This window comes from Carnobacterium sp. TMP28 (genome assembly GCF_047553015.1).
GTDB lineage: Bacteria > Bacillota > Bacilli > Lactobacillales > Carnobacteriaceae > Carnobacterium_A.
The window spans coordinates 593,416-611,088 of record NZ_CP180212.1; the positions used below are offsets into that span (position 1 = coordinate 593,416).

A 17,673-nucleotide genomic window follows, 5' to 3' on the forward strand; every position below is an offset into this window, starting at 1 on the left:
CTTTTTTAAGGACAGAAATCTTTTTTTATTTTCGCTGTTGTTTGCCGGCATTGCGCCCTGAAGAATAATCAGTACGAACTTTTCCGCTCGTCAATTCTTTTGGCTGTTCTTGAATCGGCTCAGCTTGTTTGATAATTCGTTCTTTTTTAGGTCTATTTTTCATTTCTTCAGCAATCTCAGCTTGTATTCTAGGTTTATAGTAAAAGTTCGTAAGAATTGTTTGGAATACTCCAAAGAATCCACCAACTAACCAGTACAAACCTAATCCAGCAGGCGAAGAAATGGTGAACATTAAAATCATAATTGGATTCATATACATCATTGTTTTCATTTGTTTCTTTTGTTCAGGGGAGATACCAATCATTGAAACGTAGGCTTGAACAAGATAAATTAAGCCAGCACCAATAGCCAACGGTATATTTCTTGTACCTAAGTTGATACCTAAGAATGTGCTAGCAGCAATTGGTCCAGATAAGCGGATAGCCTGAAACATAGCCGTAAAGATAGGCATCTGAATAAGTAAAGGTAGACAACCAATGCCGCCTAACATGCTCATATTGTTGTCTTTATAGAGACTCATTAGTTCTTGTTGAGCAATAGCTTTTTCTTCACTTGTTGTTGCAGCTTTTTGTTTAGCTTGGATAACATCTAGTTCTGGCTTGATCACAGCAGTTCTTTCTTGTTGAGCTAAAGACTTTCTTGATTGGCTCAAGTTTAAAGGCAAAATTACGACTCGAACAATTAAGGTGATGATGATGATTGCAAAACCGTAACTGCCATTGAACGTGTCAGCTAACCAAAGAATAAGATTTTGTGTAGGAACCACTAAAAATTCGTAGATGAAGCCTTCAGGGTTACCTTGTTTGTCTGTACTCATACAACCAGAAAGAAAAAGCATCACACTTAAAAGCGATCCGGTCAAGAGGTAGTTATTTAATTTTTTCATTGCTCACTATCCTTCATTTTAAATGTTTTTATCGATAACAAATCCAACTATACAGGATATATGAATCGATTTCAATTAGTTATAGAAAATTTAATTCTTTCGGGTAAGGAAGAATCTTCTGTTATTTCTAGATGATCTACTTTTCCGCTTGGAGAAGGAGATTTTTTTATTTTTTCTATGAATTTATCTATTTTAACAGGGTCACCATTTGCTTCTATATAGACACTTCCATCTGCTTGATTTTTTACGGAACCAAAAACTCTAATTTGATCAGCAACCATCTTTGTCATAAAACGAAATCCTACTCCTTGTACACGTCCTACTGCAGTCATTCTTACTTTTTTCATGACTAAACCTCCTATACTTTTCACTTTTTTTGTATGAGGAATGGGTGAGCTCTTTCCTTTTAACTTTTGAAAAAGGTTTATCATTTTAATTCCCTCCTTTAAAACACTACCTACCTTTATCATTTTATAAGTCAAAAGGTAATCCGTCAACTATTCAAAGAGACATATGATATAATTAACTCGAGTATAAAATAATACAATTGAGGTGAGAAAAATGTTTCAAGTAATAGAATTACAAGGAGAATATGAGCCTTGGTGGTTTTTTGATGATTGGAAAGAACAAATAAGCCAAATCAAAACCTTCGAAACATTTGATGAGGCTTTGATTGATTATCAGAAAAAATATGATTTGCTCTATAATAACTATCCTAGTTGCAAGACTAAAAAAAATTATCTAACAGCTTTTTGGGATGATGACCAAAATAGGTATTGTCCTGAATGTGAAGACGATATACAGTTATTTCATAGTATCATGCTGTTAAAAGAACACAAAGTGATGGAGTAAGAAACGAACCTAACTAAGACTAAAAAAACAGAAAAAAGAAAGGGTTGGATATGAAGACCTTAATTATTGCTGAAAAACCAAGTGTAGGAAAAGAAATCGCTCGAGTTTTGGGAGCTACTAATAAAAATAAAAGTTATATGGAAGGTCAAGACGTTATCGTTACATGGGCATTAGGGCATTTGTTGGGACTTAAGATGCCTGAAGACTATAAAACAGAATGGGCAACGTGGAATATGGAGAGTCTTCCATTGATTCCAGAAGAGATGCAAATCAAACCACTAAAGAATACAGCGGCTCAATTAAAAATGATTAAACAACTTTCTCAAAGAAAAGATGTCAATCAGGCTGTTATTGCAACGGATGCTGGACGGGAAGGCGAATTGGTAGCTAGATGGATTTTAGAATACGTTAAATTCAAAAAACCGGTACAGCGGTTATGGATTTCATCGCAAACAGATCAAGCTATTAAAAATGGCTTTAAACAGCTGCAGCCTAGTAAGAAGTATGATGATTTATATGATGCAGCAGTTGCCCGTTCTGAAGCAGATTGGCTCGTGGGTTTAAATGTGACGAGAGCACTAACTGTTAAATATGAAGATAGCTTGTCAGCAGGAAGGGTCCAAACTCCTACTTTAGCAATGGTTAGAAAACAAGAAGCTAAAATAGAAGATTTTGTAGCAGAAACATTTTATACGATTCAATTGGTGATGGATGGCCAAACTGCAACACTAACTAGTGGTGCTCCAGAAAGAATAAAAAATGTAAATGAAGCTGAAAAAATAGTCAAACACTTAACGAAAAAATCTGTTTTAGTAAAAGAAGTAAAAGAAAAAATACAAGTTCATCTTCCTCCTTTGCCTTACGATTTAACTGAGTTACAGAGGGAAGCTAATCAACGTTACCAATTTTCTGCTAAAAAAACGTTAAGTGTTATGCAAACGTTATATGAACGACATAAAGTTGTTTCATACCCAAGAACAGATTCTAAGTACCTAACTATAGATATGAAGGAAACACTAAAGGACCGGTTACAAGCTGTTCATGGATTTGCTAATGAAGAAGTGAAAAATATAATAAAAAAAGGTTCGAAAGTCACTCAAACAGCCATTTTTGATGACAATAAAGTTACGGATCATCACGGAATTATTCCAACAGAAGAAAGAGTCCGTATTGAAAAAATGGACCAAGATGAAATACGTGTTTTCCGGATGATTGTAGAGCGATTCATTGGATTATTTTTACCTGCTTATAAAGTAGCTCAAACAACTTATTTGTTTACTACAGCAGATACTACTTTTAAATTAAAACAAGAAGTTGTTTTAGAAAATGGGTGGCGTAAATCAGAACCAATAAAAGAAAAAAGACAGTTTAAACAAGGGGAGCAAATAGAAAATCCAATCTTCAAGGTGAAAAAAGAACAAACTAAAGCGCCAATTCGATTGACGGAGTCTTCGCTGCTCCAAGCAATGGAAAAGCACAGCTTAGGAACACCAGCAACAAGAGCTGAGATTATTGAGAAATTGATAAGTAGTGAATTGATGGAACGTAAAGCCACAAAGCTATCTGTCTCACCCAAAGGACAGCAATTGCTAACGTTAGTGAATCCAGCGCTAGTTACACCTGAATTAACGAGCGAATGGGAAAAGTCGTTAGAGCAAATAGCTACTGGAAAATTAAAAAAAGATGTTTTTTTGAAACAAATAAAAATAGAAACAAAAAAATTGATTAAAGAAATAAAAATGAGTGAGCAGTCTTATAAAGACTATTCTTTGACAACTAAAACTTGCCCAGAGTGTGGCGAATTGTTGAAAGAAAGAAGTGGTCGAGAGGGCAAAATGCTGGTTTGTAGTAAAACAAGTTGTTCATATAGACGTTTTAAAGAACCAAAAATTTCTAATAAAAGATGTGCACAATGTCATCGTAAAATGGAAATTCATGAAGGTAAGTCCGGAAAATTCTTTAAATGTAAATACTGCAATGTTTCTGAAAAAATGGATCATACAAAAAATAAAAAAATAACCAAACATGAAACAAAACGGTTAATGCAAAAAGTAAATAAAGAAGCCGAAGAAGTAGAAAGTCCTTTGGCATTAGCACTGAAAGCTGCAATGGAGAAACAAGTAAAATAAAGCATTATGTTGCGGGTCATAAAAATTTTTCTGTTTGTATTAGAAAGATTTTAAGCCTTTGCAACATAAGCTTTTTTTGTTAAAGTACGTGTAAAATAGTTCTCGAGAGGATATTATCTTTTTACTAGCAAAAATAAAGAAGGCGTTCTATCATAAATGTATGCTTACGCGGCAAATACATAAATGGAAGAGGCCTTCTTATGGATAACATTATATCAAAATTATACAAAATAATAAAGGAATCAAGTGATTTAATTGCTACAGAAGAATCTATTCAGCTTTATATGTATGAAGTATTTACGGAATTATTAGGAGATATATTTATACACATAAACCAAACGATTAAGGAACAAAAGCAACAAGAAGGATGGAAAGTAAAGCGAGAAGATTGGAAAACAGTCCAATTTATTTTTGGATTTGTCCGTTACCGTCGTACTTTAATGGCAGATCAAGAGAATCAAAATCATTATCCATTAGATGAGTGGTTGGGGATTCGAAAATACCAACGTCACAGTCCACTCGTAGAAGTCAAAGTAGCAGAGTTAGCCAGTAAGTGTACCTATCGGGACACCGCTGAAACACTGAAAGAGTGGACAGCAGTAACGATGAGCCATCAAACAGTAGGCAGCCTCCTTAAACGAGTGGGAGAAGCACAAGCGCATGAAGACGAAGAAATGGTGATCGAGCTAGAAGAGTCAGCAGCGTTACCAGAAGGAAAAAAAGTCGATTATTTCTATGCCGAAGCAGATGGTGTATTTGTCCGTGGGACAACAAAGAAAAAAAGTTTAGAGGTTCATCATGCAATTGTTTATGAAGGCTGGCAGAAAAATGGAAAGAGAGTCTCCTTGAAGGAGCCTAAAGCCATTATGACGACTAAAAAGACGGCTGGTTTTTGGGCAGAAGTACAGGCTTTTACAGCGACTCATTACGCGTTACAACACGCTCAAATCATTACCAATAGCGATGGTGGACTAGGCTATACCGCAGATAAATTCCAAGAAACTTTTTCGCAGTCGAATTATCCCGTGTTGAATCAATTAGACGCTTATCACATCTTTCAAGGCCTGAACCGTGCTTTTGGTGTACAAAGTAATCTCTTTAAACAGAACATTCATCAAGCGCTTAAAAAACATGATTTAGAGGCCCTAACGATCTGGTTGGACACTTATGAAAGTACCTTAGAAGAAACACAGGCAGTAGAAAAACTGACTAGTTTTCGAACTTATCTTTTAAGAAATTGGGATCGGATTTTTGATTGGCGAGAAAAAGTAGAACAAGTACCGAAGGATGCCAGAGGTTTAGGCGCAATGGAATCGAATCAACGCCATATTTCTTATCGGATGAAAAAACGTGGAATGCATTGGAGCGAAGTCGGTTGTGAAGCCATGGTAAAAGTGAAACAAGGGATCTTAAATCAAACGTTACGTGAAGCTTATCTTCACCAGCAAACTAGAAGTACAAGACAACAACGTAAGGTGAAACAAACCGTTCGTGTATCGTCTTTAATGCATCAAAAGACGCGTCAGTCAGTTGGGGCAAAGAAAGGGACGATTCCGTTTTATGCCCCTCATTCTTCAGCAATGGGGCAGTTAATTAAAAGTTTTCGATAATTCCTGTCTGTTTGGGGAAGGTTCCATTTTTTTGGAACGTTCTCCAAACAGATGGGCCAGCAAACGGCAAAGCCGTGCGGTAGCAGATAGGTGTACAAAAATAGAACGCCAAACTAGCCTAGTAATAGGACGACCGAGAAAAACTTGACACAAACTTTGTTAAAAGGCAGATTCCACTTTTTATTTATTTTGTGTATAATGAAAAAGAAGTGTCAAAGGAGGTTTATTTACTGTGGCAACGAAGAAGAAAAAAAATAAAAATACGTTCTCCATTGAAATTATAGGCATTATATTTATTTTACTGAGTTTACTTGCCGCTTCGCAATTAGGCTTCATTGGCGTACTGAGTGCGAATTTATTTCGATTTTTTGTAGGCAATACTTTTACATTTGCAGCTTTATTGGTAGGGGTATATGGCGGTTATTTAGTGTTAAAAGGGGTAGAGCCTCCATTTAAAAATAAAAGAATAATTGGAATGACAATAGCATATGCAAGTCTATTGCTATTGCTGCATGCTCAATTATTTGCTCCAATTATGGATACGAGTGTCAATGTTATTTCTGCTTCTTTACGCTTTTTTATAACAGATATGGCTAAAAATGAAATTTCTCAATCTTTGGGCGGTGGAATATTTGGTGGGATACTCTACACTAGTAGTTATTTTTTGTTTTCACAAGTAGGAACCTATTTGCTTATTGCTTTATTGTGGTTTGTTAGTGTTTTCTTAATTTTTGATTTATCCTTTAAACAATTCATGAAAAGTGTACGAACATATGTACAAAAAGGAATTGGTTACTTACAGACAGGGTTTAAAAAAATTAGACTATTTGTTACTGATTGGTGGCAGAATCTGAGGAAAAAGAAGAAGCATCTTAACGAAAAAGATCAAAATGATTCAATAGATAAAAAAGTGAATGATTCTGATAAAAAACAAAAGTACGATAAAAAAAATAAGACGGCTTTATCGAATCAAGCCGATTCTTTAAAGATTAACAATTATCAAAATCAAGAAGAGAAAGTACAAACACAAAATAAGGTTAATTTGAAAGAGCAAGCTGATAATGATCAAGCTTTAAAATTTGAAATAAAACCAGAATCTGAGAATGTTGATTATCAGTTGCCGCCAACTAGCTTATTAGATGAAGTGAAAAAAAAGGATCAGACCAATGAATATGCTTTGATTCAAAAAAATGTAAAAAAACTTGAAGAAACATTTAAAAGTTTTGGAGTAGAGGCTAAAGTCACAAAAGCAAATCTTGGACCAGCTGTGACAAAATACGAAATTCAACCTGCAGTAGGAGTCAAGGTAAGTAGAATCGTGAGTCTTAGTGATGATATTGCGTTAGCGCTAGCTGCTAAGGATATAAGAATGGAAGCTCCTATTCCAGGGAAACCATTTATTGGAATTGAAGTTCCAAATAGTGAAGTAAGTCTTGTGGCTTTTAGAAATGTTATTGAAGGACAAGTAAAAAATAGTGACAAATTACTAGAAGTTCCTTTAGGCAGAGATATATCTGGTAACGTTACAATGGCTGATTTAACTAAAATGCCTCATCTATTAGTAGCGGGATCAACCGGTAGTGGAAAATCAGTTTGTATTAATGGCATCATAACTAGCTTGTTAATGAGAGCTAAGCCAAATGAAGTGAAATTAATGATGATTGATCCTAAAATGGTCGAATTAAATGTATACAATGGTATTCCGCATTTATTAACACCAGTTGTTACGAATCCTAAAAAAGCTGCACAAGCGCTACAAAAAGTTGTTTCTGAGATGGAACAACGCTACGAATTATTTGCTGCTAGTGCTCAGCGAAATATTACAGGCTACAATCATTTTATTCTAGAAAAGAATTTAGAAAACGGAGAAGGTCATCCTACTTTACCCTTTATTGTAGTTGTAGTAGACGAGTTAGCTGATTTGATGATGGTTGCTAGTAATGAAGTAGAAGATGCTATTATTAGACTTGCTCAAATGGCTAGAGCTGCTGGAATTCATATGATTTTAGCAACACAAAGACCAAGTGTTGATGTTATTACAGGAATTATAAAAGCAAACGTTCCTTCAAGAATTGCTTTTGCTGTATCTAGTGGAACGGATTCACGAACGATTATTGATAGCAGTGGGGCAGAAAAACTACTTGGAAGAGGAGATATGCTGTATTTACCTATGGGGGAAAACAAGCCAGTTCGTGTTCAAGGAGCATACATATCCGATGAAGAAGTAGAACGAGTTGTTAGCTATGTCACCAAACAACAGGGAGCAAATTATATAGAAGAAATGATGCCTGTTGATGAACCTGAAACAAGTACTGGAGAAGCCCAAGACGAGTATTATACCGACGCTGTTCAGATGATAATAGATATGCAAACGGCTAGTATCTCGTTATTACAGAGACGTTTTAGAATTGGGTATAATCGTGCTGCACGATTAATTGATGAAATGGAAATGCGTGGTATCGTTGGACCATCTGAAGGAAGTAAGCCAAGAAAAGTTAATGTTACAGAAGTTCCGGGAGAACCCACTGAAGAAAAATCTAACAATAGATAAATGATTTTTTAATAAAGAAAAGTGTGTTTAAAACTCTTTCTAAAAGGCTAAGATTAGAATAGCATTAAAATGTGAACGTTTTTTGTGCAAAACGGTTACATTCATCGTTTAATTGTTTATTTTATTATTTAAAGGTGGTATCATAACTAATAAGGGCAAGTGAATGTAGTTCATTTGTGCTAAAAAAATGTTGGGGGTTTTTTTAATGAAAAAACGCAATCTTATGAGTCTTTTAGCTTTAGGATTAATTTCAGGAGCGACATTAGCAGCATGTGGATCAAGTGATTCAGATACATCTTCTGATTCTGCAACAAAGTCATCTACAAGTGATGATAAGTTCTCAGTAGTGATGGTAACAGATGTTGGTGGAGTAGACGATAAGTCATTCAACCAATCTGCATGGGAAGGTATGCAAGAGTGGGGCGAAGAAAACAATAAAGAAGAAGGAACTGAAGGTTTTAAATACTTACAATCAAACGAAGATTCAGAATTCGTGACGAATTTAAATAGTGCAGTACAAGCCAAATTTGATTTAGTATTTGGAATCGGGTACAAATTAAAAGAAGCAATGACTGACGTTTCAGGACAAAATGAAGACCAACACTTTGTTATTATTGATGATATGATTGAATCACCAAACGTTGCGTCTGTATTATTTAAAGATCACGAAGCAGCATTTTTAGCAGGAGTAGCAGCAGCTGAATCAACTGAATCAGGACAAATTGGTTTTATTGGTGGACAAGAAAGTGATGTTATTTCACGCTTTGAAGCAGGTTTTGTTGCTGGAGTTAAAGAAATTAAGCCAGAAATAGATGTAAAAGTTGAATACGTAGGTTCTTTCGGTGATGCAGCTCGTGGAAAACAACTAGCAGCAGCTATGTATAGCAGCGGCATTGACATTATTTATCAAGCAGCAGGAGATTCAGGTAACGGTGTATTCTCAGAAGCAAAAGATTTAATGAATGCTGATGATTCTAAAAAATTATGGGTAATCGGTGTTGACCGTGATCAAAATGATGAAGGTAAATTTGATACAGGTAACTTGACATTAGCTTCTACACTTAAAGGCGTAGGCGCTGCAGTTAAAGATATTTCAAACGAAGCATTAGCTGGTAACTTTGCTGGTGGTGAAGTTGTAAACTATGGTTTAGCAGAAGGTGGCGTTGATTTAACAGACGGCAACCTAACAGATGAAGTAAAAGAAAAAGTAGCCGAATACAAGCAAAAAGTTATTGACGGCGAAATTGAAGTTCCTCAAAAACCATAAAAATGACTACTGTATAAGTTAAATTAATTCATGCAAGAGAAAGGCCGGATGTTTATTCCGGCCTTTTCATCTCTTATCCATTATGAAGTAAAGATGACTTTTAGGGTTTAAACTAGTTAATAGTGTTACAATTGAAAAAATCAATGTAGCTCATGAATAAGAAATAACGTATAATGGATTATGAATTTAAGTAGTTTAAAAGGAGTGAGTCCATCGTGTCAGAAACGAATTTCGTTATCGAAATGAAAGGTATAACAAAAGAATTTGGTACCTTTAAAGCCAATGATAATATTAATTTACAACTTAAAAAAGGAGAAATCCATGCTTTATTAGGTGAAAATGGAGCTGGAAAATCTACTCTGATGAATATTTTATCAGGATTATTAGAGCCAACTTCAGGAAAGATTTTGATTGATGGAAAAGAAGTAACCATCAATTCTCCTGGAATGGCTAACAAGTTAGGGATTGGTATGGTTCATCAGCATTTTATGTTAGTCAAAAAGTTCACGGTTACTGAGAATATTATTTTAGGTAGTGAACCGAATAAAGCTGGTATACTAGATCAAAAGACAGCTCAACAATCCATTAAAGAATTATCAGAAAAGTATGGTTTGCTAGTAAATCCAGCATCAAAAATAGAGAGTATCTCAGTTGGAATGGAACAACGTGTGGAAATATTAAAAACGCTCTATCGTGGTGCAGAAATTCTAATATTTGACGAGCCTACAGCCGTATTAACACCTCAAGAAATTAATGAATTGATGCAAATTATGAAAGCACTAACTAACGAAGGTAAGTCAATTATTTTGATTACGCATAAATTAGATGAAATAAAAGAAGTTGCAGATCGGTGTACGGTTATTCGTCGTGGTAAAAGTATTGATACTGTTAATGTATCGACGACTTCACAACAAGAATTAGCAGATATGATGGTTGGCCGTTCAGTTTCATTCAAAACTGAAAAGAAGGAAGCGTATCCTAAAGAAGTTGTACTTTCAGTCGAAAATATTGTCGTTAAAGAAGGCCGAGGTTTAGAAGCTGTAAAATCGCTAAGTCTTGAAGTAAGAGCTGGAGAAATATTGGGCATTGCTGGAATCGATGGGAATGGTCAAAGTGAGTTAATCCAAGCGATTACCGGACTAACTAAAACAGAAAGTGGAAAAATTAAGTTGAATGGAAAAGAAATTCAAAATAATACACCACGTAATATTACTGAGAATGGTTTGGGACATATCCCTGAAGATCGCCATAAATATGGTTTGATTTTACCAATGAGTCTAGAAGAAAATATTGCTATCCAAACCTATTATAAAAAACCGCTAAGCAATAAAGGTTTTTTAAATCCTAAAGAAATTAAAGAGTATGCTAAGAAATTAATTGAAGAGTTTGACGTTCGTACTCAAAGTGAAACGGTTCCAGCAAGTGCTCTATCTGGTGGAAATCAGCAAAAAGCTATTATTGCTAGAGAGATTGACCGTAATCCATCATTGTTAATTGCGGCTCAACCTACGCGAGGACTAGATGTTGGAGCGATAGAATATATTCATAAACGCTTGATTGAACAACGAGACAATGGAAAAGCCGTTTTGTTAATGAGTTTTGAGTTAGATGAAATATTAAATGTTTCAGATCGTATTGCTGTAATGTACGAAGGGAATATCGTTGCTATTGTTGAGCCAAAAGAAACAACTCAACAAGAATTAGGTTTATTAATGGCAGGTTCATCTCTTGAAAAAGCCAGAGCTGCCGTCGAAAAAGAACTGGGAAAGGAGCCGACTCACGTTGAATAATAAAAGTAAATTGGATAATATATTAGTTCCAGTATTCTCAGTTATTTTGGGATTACTACTAGGAGCATTAATTATGTTGGTTTTTGGTTATAATCCAGTTGCTGGCTATAAAGCCATGGTACAAGGTGCATTTGGCAGTTCATTTTATATTGGAGAAACATTAAGACAAGCAACACCTTTAATTTTTACGGCACTTGGATTTTCAGTAGCTTATACCGCTGGTTTCTTTAATATCGGTGTTGCTGGACAGGCTTTACTTGGGTGGTTGTTTTCAGTCTGGTTTGCATTATCATTCCCTGAAATACCAGGTATTATTTTATTATTTATAAGTTTAATTGTTGGTGCTTTAGCTGGTGCTTTATGGGCAGGTATTGCAGGTTTCTTAAGAGCCTACTTTAATACAAGTGAAGTTATTGTAACGATTATGCTGAATTATACAGCCTTGTATACAGCAAATTATTTAATTAGAAATGTTTTATCTGAATCATCTGATACAACAGCTCGCATCCCTGAAGGAGCAAGTCTCCGTTGGGCATGGTTATCTGATTTAACAAGTAATTCTACGTTACATGGAGGAATCTTTTTAGCGTTAATTATGGCTGTCGTTGTTTGGGTATTTATGAAAAAGACAACAGCAGGTTTCGAGATACGAGCAGTTGGTTTAAATCCATTTGCATCTAAATATGCAGGAATGAGTACAAAACGAAATATTATTATTTCTATGCTAATTAGTGGTTCACTAGCAGGTTTAGGTGGGGCTATGGAAGGTATGGGAACTTTTCAAAATATCTTCGTTCAAGGAGGAATACCATCAATTGGATTTGACGGTATTGCTGTTGCGTTACTAGGACTAGGTAATCCAGTAGGTATCTTATTCTCAGCTTTATTATTTGGTGCTTTGAAAATTGGTGGAAACAGCATGCCTTTAGTAGCAGACGTACCCACAGAAGTTGTTGATATTGTTATTGCTTCTATTATCTTCTTCGTCGGTGCTAACTATTTAATCCGTATGGTTGTCGATAAGCGTGCTAAATTAAATAAAGGAGGAGTAAAATAAGATGGATATTATTAATGTGTTGCAACTTGTTTTTTCTTCAGCATTAGTTTACTCAGCTCCTCTAATTTTGACAGCATTAGGTGGTACGTTTTCAGAACGAAGCGGGATAGTTAACGTTGGGCTTGAAGGAATTATGGTAATGGGTGCTTTTGGTTCAGTAGTTTTTAACTTAACATTCGCATCACAATTAGGTAACTGGACACCTTGGGTTGGTGTAATTGTTGGTGGATTAATTGGTATTTTATTTTCACTTATCCACGCGGTTGCTACAATAAACTTAAGAGCTGATCATATTATTTCTGGAACAGTTATTAACTTAATGGCTCCAGCTTTGGCCGTATTTTTAACACGTGTTTTGTATGATGGACGTGGACAAACAGATATCATTTCAGAAAATTTTGGTAAAGCAAATATACCTTTATTAGAAAAAATACCTGTCTTAGGGCCTATTTTCTTTAGAGGCACGTCGGCTCCTGCATTCGTAGGAATAGCTATTGCTGTTCTTTGTTGGTTTGTTCTTTTCAAAACTCGTTTCGGATTGAGATTAAGAGCTGTTGGAGAACATCCTCAAGCAGCCGATACATTAGGAATTAATGTTTATATGACAAAATATGCTGGTGTTCTTTTATCTGGTTTATTAGGTGGTATGGGTGGAGCAATTCAAGCTCAAGCTATCTCTTTGAATTTCTCAGCTTCAACTATTGCTGGACAAGGGTTTATTGCTATGGCAGCAATGATTTTTGGTAAATGGAATCCACTAGGTGCTATGGGTGCTGCAATATTCTTTGGATTTGCTCAAAGTCTAAGTGTAATTGGAAATTATATTCCAATTATTCAAGATGTACCAAGTGTTTGGCTACAAGTTGCCCCTTACCTAATAACAATTATTGTATTAGTAGGCGTTATTGGGAAGTCTGAAGGACCTGCAGCAAACGGTAAAACGTATATCAAATCAAAATAAGATTAAAAAAACAATTAGAAGAGTATCTTCTAATTGTTTTTTTGTTAGTTAAGAGTACTTCACTTTTTACTTATTTTAAACTATGATAAAGAAAAGAGTCTATATATGCATAAGGGGGAAAATAATGTCAATCCAATTAACTGAAGGAGTTAACCTTCACATCATACCAACTGAAAAATATAAAACAGTCAGAATAGTAATAAAGTTTCGTGCTCCTTTGGATAAAAAAACAATAACAAAAAGAGCATTATTATCTAGTCTACTTGAAACAAACAGTGAAAAATATCCAACGCAAACAGCCTTAAGAAGTGAATTATCTAATTTATTTGGTGCAAGTTTTGGGAGTTCTGTAACTAAAAAAGGAGCTTTTCACGTCTTGACGTTGTCGTTAAATGTTGTGAATGAAAACTATTTAACAATGAGCGATTCAATAGTAGCAAAATCAATTGATTTTTTGAAAGAAATTATTTTTAGACCAAACGTTACTGATGAGCGTTTTAACCAAGCCACTTTTATTCGTGAAAAAGAAAATTTAGTGGATTATTACGATTCAATTGCAGATGATAAACAAACATATGCCAATTTAGAATTGCAAAAACTATTTTTTGAAGAAGATGATCAAAAAATTCCTAGCATTGGGACTAAAGAAGACTTAGAGGAAATCACTGAAGAAACAATGTACCATTATTATAAAAAAATGATTCAAGAAGATCAAGTTGATATCTATGTGTTAGGTGATGTCGATGAAGTCCAACTAATAAAGCAATTTAGAGAATTTTCTTTTGAACCAAGAAAATTAAAAAAAGAAGAGCTTTTTTACACACCATCAAGTGTTAAAAAAGTAAAAATAAAAACAGAACAACAAGAAATTAAACAAGCAAAGTTTAATTTAGGATACACCACTCCTATCGGTTATCTTCAAGATAATTATTATGCTGGTCAACTATTTAATGGATTATTTGGTGGATTCCCACACTCAAAATTATTTGTAAATGTTAGAGAAAAAGAAAGTCTTGCTTATTATGCCTCTAGTTCATTAGATAATTTTAGAGGAATGATGATTGTCCAAACGGGAATTGATAGTAAAAAAATGGGACAAGTAAAGGACATCGTGACACTTCAATTAAAAGAAATGCAGAATGGTAATTTTACTGAGGAAGATATTCACCAAACAAAACAGATGCTAAAAAATCAATTGCTTCAATCTGAAGATAATTCAAGTGCAGTAATTGAACGCACTTATTCAAATCAATTAGCTAAAAATTCCATTATGAGTATAGAAGAATGGATGGAGAATATTGAAAAAGTAACAAAAGAAGAAATTGTAGAGATAGCTAATTCAGTTCATTTAAAGGCGACATTTTTTCTATCTGAGGAGGTTAAGTAATGGATGAAAAACACTATGAACAATTAAATGAAACAATTTATACGGAAACATTATCAAATGGCTTATCTGTTACTTTATTACCTAAAAATGAGTTTCATAAAACATACGGATTGTTTACCACTAAATATGGTTCAATAGATAACCAATTTGTGCCTCGTGAGGGCGATGAATTGGTTCGCGTTCCAGATGGTATTGCGCATTTTTTAGAGCACAAGATGTTTGAAAAAAAAGATGGAGATGTTTTTAATGTATTTGGAAAACAGGGTGCTTCTGCTAACGCCTTTACAAGTTTTACACAGACTAGTTACTTGTTTTCGAGTACAACTAACGTCAAAGAAAATATCGAAACATTATTAAATTTTGTACAAGAACCCTATTTTACAAAAGAAACAGTTGATAAAGAAAAAGGTATTATTGCTCAAGAAATCCAAATGTATGAAGATGAACCAGATTGGCGTTTATTTTTTGGACTATTGGGGAATCTTTATCCTAAACATCCTTTGCATATTGATATTGCAGGAACTGTTGATAGCATTATGGATATAACGGCTGAATCATTATATGAAAGTTATCACACCTTCTATCATCCAAGTAATATGAATCTGTTTGTTGTAGGTAAAATGAATCCAGAAGAAATGATGGCATTAATTAAATTGAATCAAGCTAAAAAAAGTTTTTCTGAAGTAACTGAAATTGAACGTTACTTCCCTGAGGAAAAAATAACCGATATTATCCCTTTTGATTCAATAAAAATGACTGTTAAAAGACCAAAAAGTATTATAGGTATCAAAGGTGTTGGCCAAGTTCCAGAAGGAGAAGAGGCCTTGGTTTATAAAACAACGATGGATCTACTGTTAGCTTTATTAATAGGACCAACCTCCGATAATTATTTGAGGCTGTATGATTCAGGTGTTATTGATGACAGTTTTTCGCATGGTTTTAGCCTAGAACGCACTTTTTATTTTGCTGATATTGCAGGAGATACTAAAGATCCAGAAACGTTTAGTACAGTTATAAAAGAAATCTTATTAACTGCAAAAATGAGTCCAGAATTAAATCGAGAACACTTAATCCTAGTTAAAAAAAGAATGATTGGTCAAGTTTTACAATCTCTTAATTCTTTAGAGTACATTGCCAATCAATATAGCCAACAACATTATGGAGAAACGACCTTATTTGACTTAGTTCCAATTATTGAATCCATCACATTAAATCAAATAAAACAACTAGCTGAAGAATTTATGCAAGAAAGCCACATGAGTGTCTTTTATATCTTGCCTAAAGGAGACGAAAAGGCATGAAATCAGCTCTAATTATGGGAGCCAGTGGTGATATTGGGGCGGGAATTGCACAAGAATTAGCTGAAAGTGGTTGGTCTTTATATTTGCATTACCACACAGATGATAAGAGTATTGAAAGACAGCTTGAAATATACCAATTGTCTTTTCCTAAACAAGATTTTTATGGAATTAAATTGGATATGACAGATGAATTAGGAATTGAGGCATTTGTTGGGAATATTTTCCAACTGGATGCAGTCATTTTTTCAAGTGGTTTTACAACTTTTCAGCTACTAACAGATGTGACGTCTAAAACAATGGATGATATGTGGGCAGTTCATGTCAAAACACCATTATTATTGTTGCAAAAACTCCAAACAAAATTAGCTTATTCTGGTTCAGGTAGAGTTATTTTTATCAGTTCTATTTATGGCGAATCAGGTAGTTCGATGGAAGTTATTTATAGTACAACAAAAGGGGCTCAACTGGCTTTTGTAAAAGCTTATAGCAAAGAAGTAGCTAGCCAAGGGATAACGGTTAATGCAATCTCTCCTGGTGCGATTGAAACAAAAATGAATGCAGATTTTAGTGTAACGGAACTAGCCGAACTTAGAGAAGACATTCCAGTTGGACGGATGGGTCGTATTTCAGAGATTAGTTTCTGGGTTCATCAGTTATTAAATCCTAGAAGTGCCTATCTAACAGGTCAATCTATTGTGGTTAGTGGTGGATGGCTGAGATAAAAAATGAGGTCATAGAAATAAAAAGGAATAAAAGTAAAATTATTCTTGACTATTACTAAAAAGAGATGTTTCTCAAACTTTTGTTGTGTTATAATGAAAAGTGTTATGAGCTTTTTATGCTCTCTAGACAAGAGAACTGGTAGGTGAAAATAGAATGAATGAAATCGGCGAAAAACTAAAAGAAGCCAGAAAATCTAAAGGCTATACGTTAGATGATTTACAACAAATGACGAAAATACAAAAACGTTACCTAATCGCAATTGAAGAAAATAACTACGATGTAATGCCAGGTAAATTTTATGCACGAGCTTTCATTAAGCAATATGCTGATATGGTTGGACTTGATGGAGATCAGTTGTTAGCTGATTATACGGATAGTGTTCCCCACACACATGACACTGAATATGTAGAACAAGCGTCTGCAAATCAGACACGATCGGGCAATAAATCAGGAAACAATCTATTTGAAAAAATAAGAGGCTATTTGCCTACTTTACTCATTTTAGTTGTTGTCGTGATAATAATAACGTCTATTTATCTTGCGTTTATTAAAACGAATCAAACCGCTAAAGAAGATATGATTACAAAAAGTTCAGAAACAGTAGTCATCTCAAGTTCAGAGTTAAGTTCAACGGAGAATGAAGAACCAGAAGAATTAGCATCTTCTATTGCTGAAAAAGAAAAAGTAAAACAAACAGTCGCTATTGTGTCATCTACTGGTTCTCAAACAGCCTATACGGTATCAGGAATACCTGAGAAAAGTGAAGTTAACTTACTTTCTGAAGGTGGAGATAGTTGGGTGAGTATAGAGATTGATGGTGTGATGATTGATCAAGCTCTATTAACTAGTGGGAATGCGCTGAAGGCTGTTATTCCAGAAAATGCTAAACAAATTAACTTAGTAATAGGAAATGTAGCTGTTACATCTGTTAAGTTAAATGACACAATCGTTGAATATGCTCCTGAAGCTGCTGGTTCAATTACACAGCGGATTGAATTTAAAATTAATAAATAAAAAGTACGTTAACAAGACAATAAGAAATCTTTTTTATAGGATTTTCTTGTTGTCTTAAATTTAATGATAAAGAAAGAAGGCGATA

The 17,673-nt window shown here is 34.5% G+C and carries 14 protein-coding genes; 12 read left to right on the plus strand and 2 right to left on the minus strand.

Annotated features, from left to right (window positions below; all coding sequences use genetic code 11):
* Positions 1–25 precede the first annotated feature (25 nt).
* Together yidC and ACMHYH_RS02930 are read right to left on the minus strand one after the other, a co-directional pair.
* Entirely contained in the window at positions 26–946 is a 921-nt protein-coding gene (gene yidC / locus ACMHYH_RS02925; protein ID WP_414839879.1) for a membrane protein insertase YidC, read from the minus strand.
* A gap of 71 nt (positions 947–1,017) precedes the next feature.
* Complete coding sequence (locus tag ACMHYH_RS02930; RefSeq protein WP_414839880.1) at positions 1,018–1,293, minus strand: acylphosphatase; 276 nt, start codon at positions 1,291–1,293, stop codon at positions 1,018–1,020.
* A 214-nt stretch (positions 1,294–1,507) separates the two neighbouring features.
* On the opposite strand from ACMHYH_RS02930, the gene ACMHYH_RS02935 reads away from it, so the two are divergent.
* The 12 genes from ACMHYH_RS02935 (at position 1,508) to ACMHYH_RS02990 (ending at position 17,588) form a co-directional block, all read left to right on the plus strand.
* Positions 1,508–1,798 carry a DUF1033 family protein gene (locus ACMHYH_RS02935; protein WP_414839881.1) on the plus strand — a complete coding sequence of 97 codons (291 nt, stop codon included), beginning with the start codon at positions 1,508–1,510 and terminating at the stop codon, positions 1,796–1,798.
* 50 nt (positions 1,799–1,848) lie between these two features.
* Entirely contained in the window at positions 1,849–3,927 is a 2,079-nt protein-coding gene (locus ACMHYH_RS02940; protein ID WP_414839882.1) for a DNA topoisomerase 3, read from the plus strand.
* Between the two features lie 200 nt (positions 3,928–4,127).
* Complete coding sequence (locus ACMHYH_RS02945; RefSeq protein ID WP_414839883.1) at positions 4,128–5,537, plus strand: ISLre2 family transposase; 1,410 nt, start codon at positions 4,128–4,130, stop codon at positions 5,535–5,537.
* 232 nt (positions 5,538–5,769) lie between these two features.
* On the plus strand, positions 5,770–8,088 hold the full coding sequence (locus tag ACMHYH_RS02950; protein ID WP_414839884.1) for a DNA translocase FtsK: 2,319 nt from the start codon (positions 5,770–5,772) through the stop codon (positions 8,086–8,088).
* 205 nt (positions 8,089–8,293) lie between these two features.
* Positions 8,294–9,355, plus strand: coding sequence for a BMP family lipoprotein (locus ACMHYH_RS02955; RefSeq protein ID WP_414839885.1), 1,062 nt, complete (start codon positions 8,294–8,296; stop codon positions 9,353–9,355).
* A 242-nt stretch (positions 9,356–9,597) separates the two neighbouring features.
* Positions 9,598–11,145: an ABC transporter ATP-binding protein gene (locus ACMHYH_RS02960; RefSeq protein WP_414840330.1), complete on the plus strand. Its 1,548-nt coding sequence runs from the start codon at positions 9,598–9,600 to the stop codon at positions 11,143–11,145.
* Positions 11,138–12,202 carry an ABC transporter permease gene (locus tag ACMHYH_RS02965; RefSeq protein WP_414839886.1) on the plus strand — a complete coding sequence of 355 codons (1,065 nt, stop codon included), beginning with the start codon at positions 11,138–11,140 and terminating at the stop codon, positions 12,200–12,202. Before ACMHYH_RS02960 ends, ACMHYH_RS02965 begins: the two co-directional genes overlap by 8 nt.
* A 1-nt stretch (position 12,203) precedes the next feature.
* A complete protein-coding gene (locus tag ACMHYH_RS02970; protein ID WP_414839887.1) occupies positions 12,204–13,163 on the plus strand; it encodes an ABC transporter permease in 960 nt (319 codons plus the stop codon).
* 124 nt (positions 13,164–13,287) lie between these two features.
* Positions 13,288–14,550, plus strand: a complete 1,263-nt coding sequence (yfmF, locus tag ACMHYH_RS02975; protein WP_414839888.1) for an EF-P 5-aminopentanol modification-associated protein YfmF — start codon at positions 13,288–13,290, stop codon at positions 14,548–14,550.
* Positions 14,550–15,851 (plus strand): EF-P 5-aminopentanol modification-associated protein YfmH, encoded by a 1,302-nt coding sequence (gene yfmH / locus ACMHYH_RS02980; RefSeq protein WP_414839889.1) that lies wholly within the window; start codon positions 14,550–14,552, stop codon positions 15,849–15,851. The genes yfmF and yfmH overlap by 1 nt, the downstream gene beginning before the upstream one ends.
* Positions 15,848–16,573, plus strand: coding sequence for an elongation factor P 5-aminopentanone reductase (gene ymfI, locus ACMHYH_RS02985; RefSeq protein WP_414839890.1), 726 nt, complete (start codon positions 15,848–15,850; stop codon positions 16,571–16,573). The genes yfmH and ymfI overlap by 4 nt, the downstream gene beginning before the upstream one ends.
* 154 nt (positions 16,574–16,727) lie before the next feature.
* Positions 16,728–17,588, plus strand: a complete 861-nt coding sequence (locus ACMHYH_RS02990) for a helix-turn-helix domain-containing protein (RefSeq protein WP_414839891.1) — start codon at positions 16,728–16,730, stop codon at positions 17,586–17,588.
* The last annotated feature ends 85 nt before the right edge of the window (positions 17,589–17,673 follow it).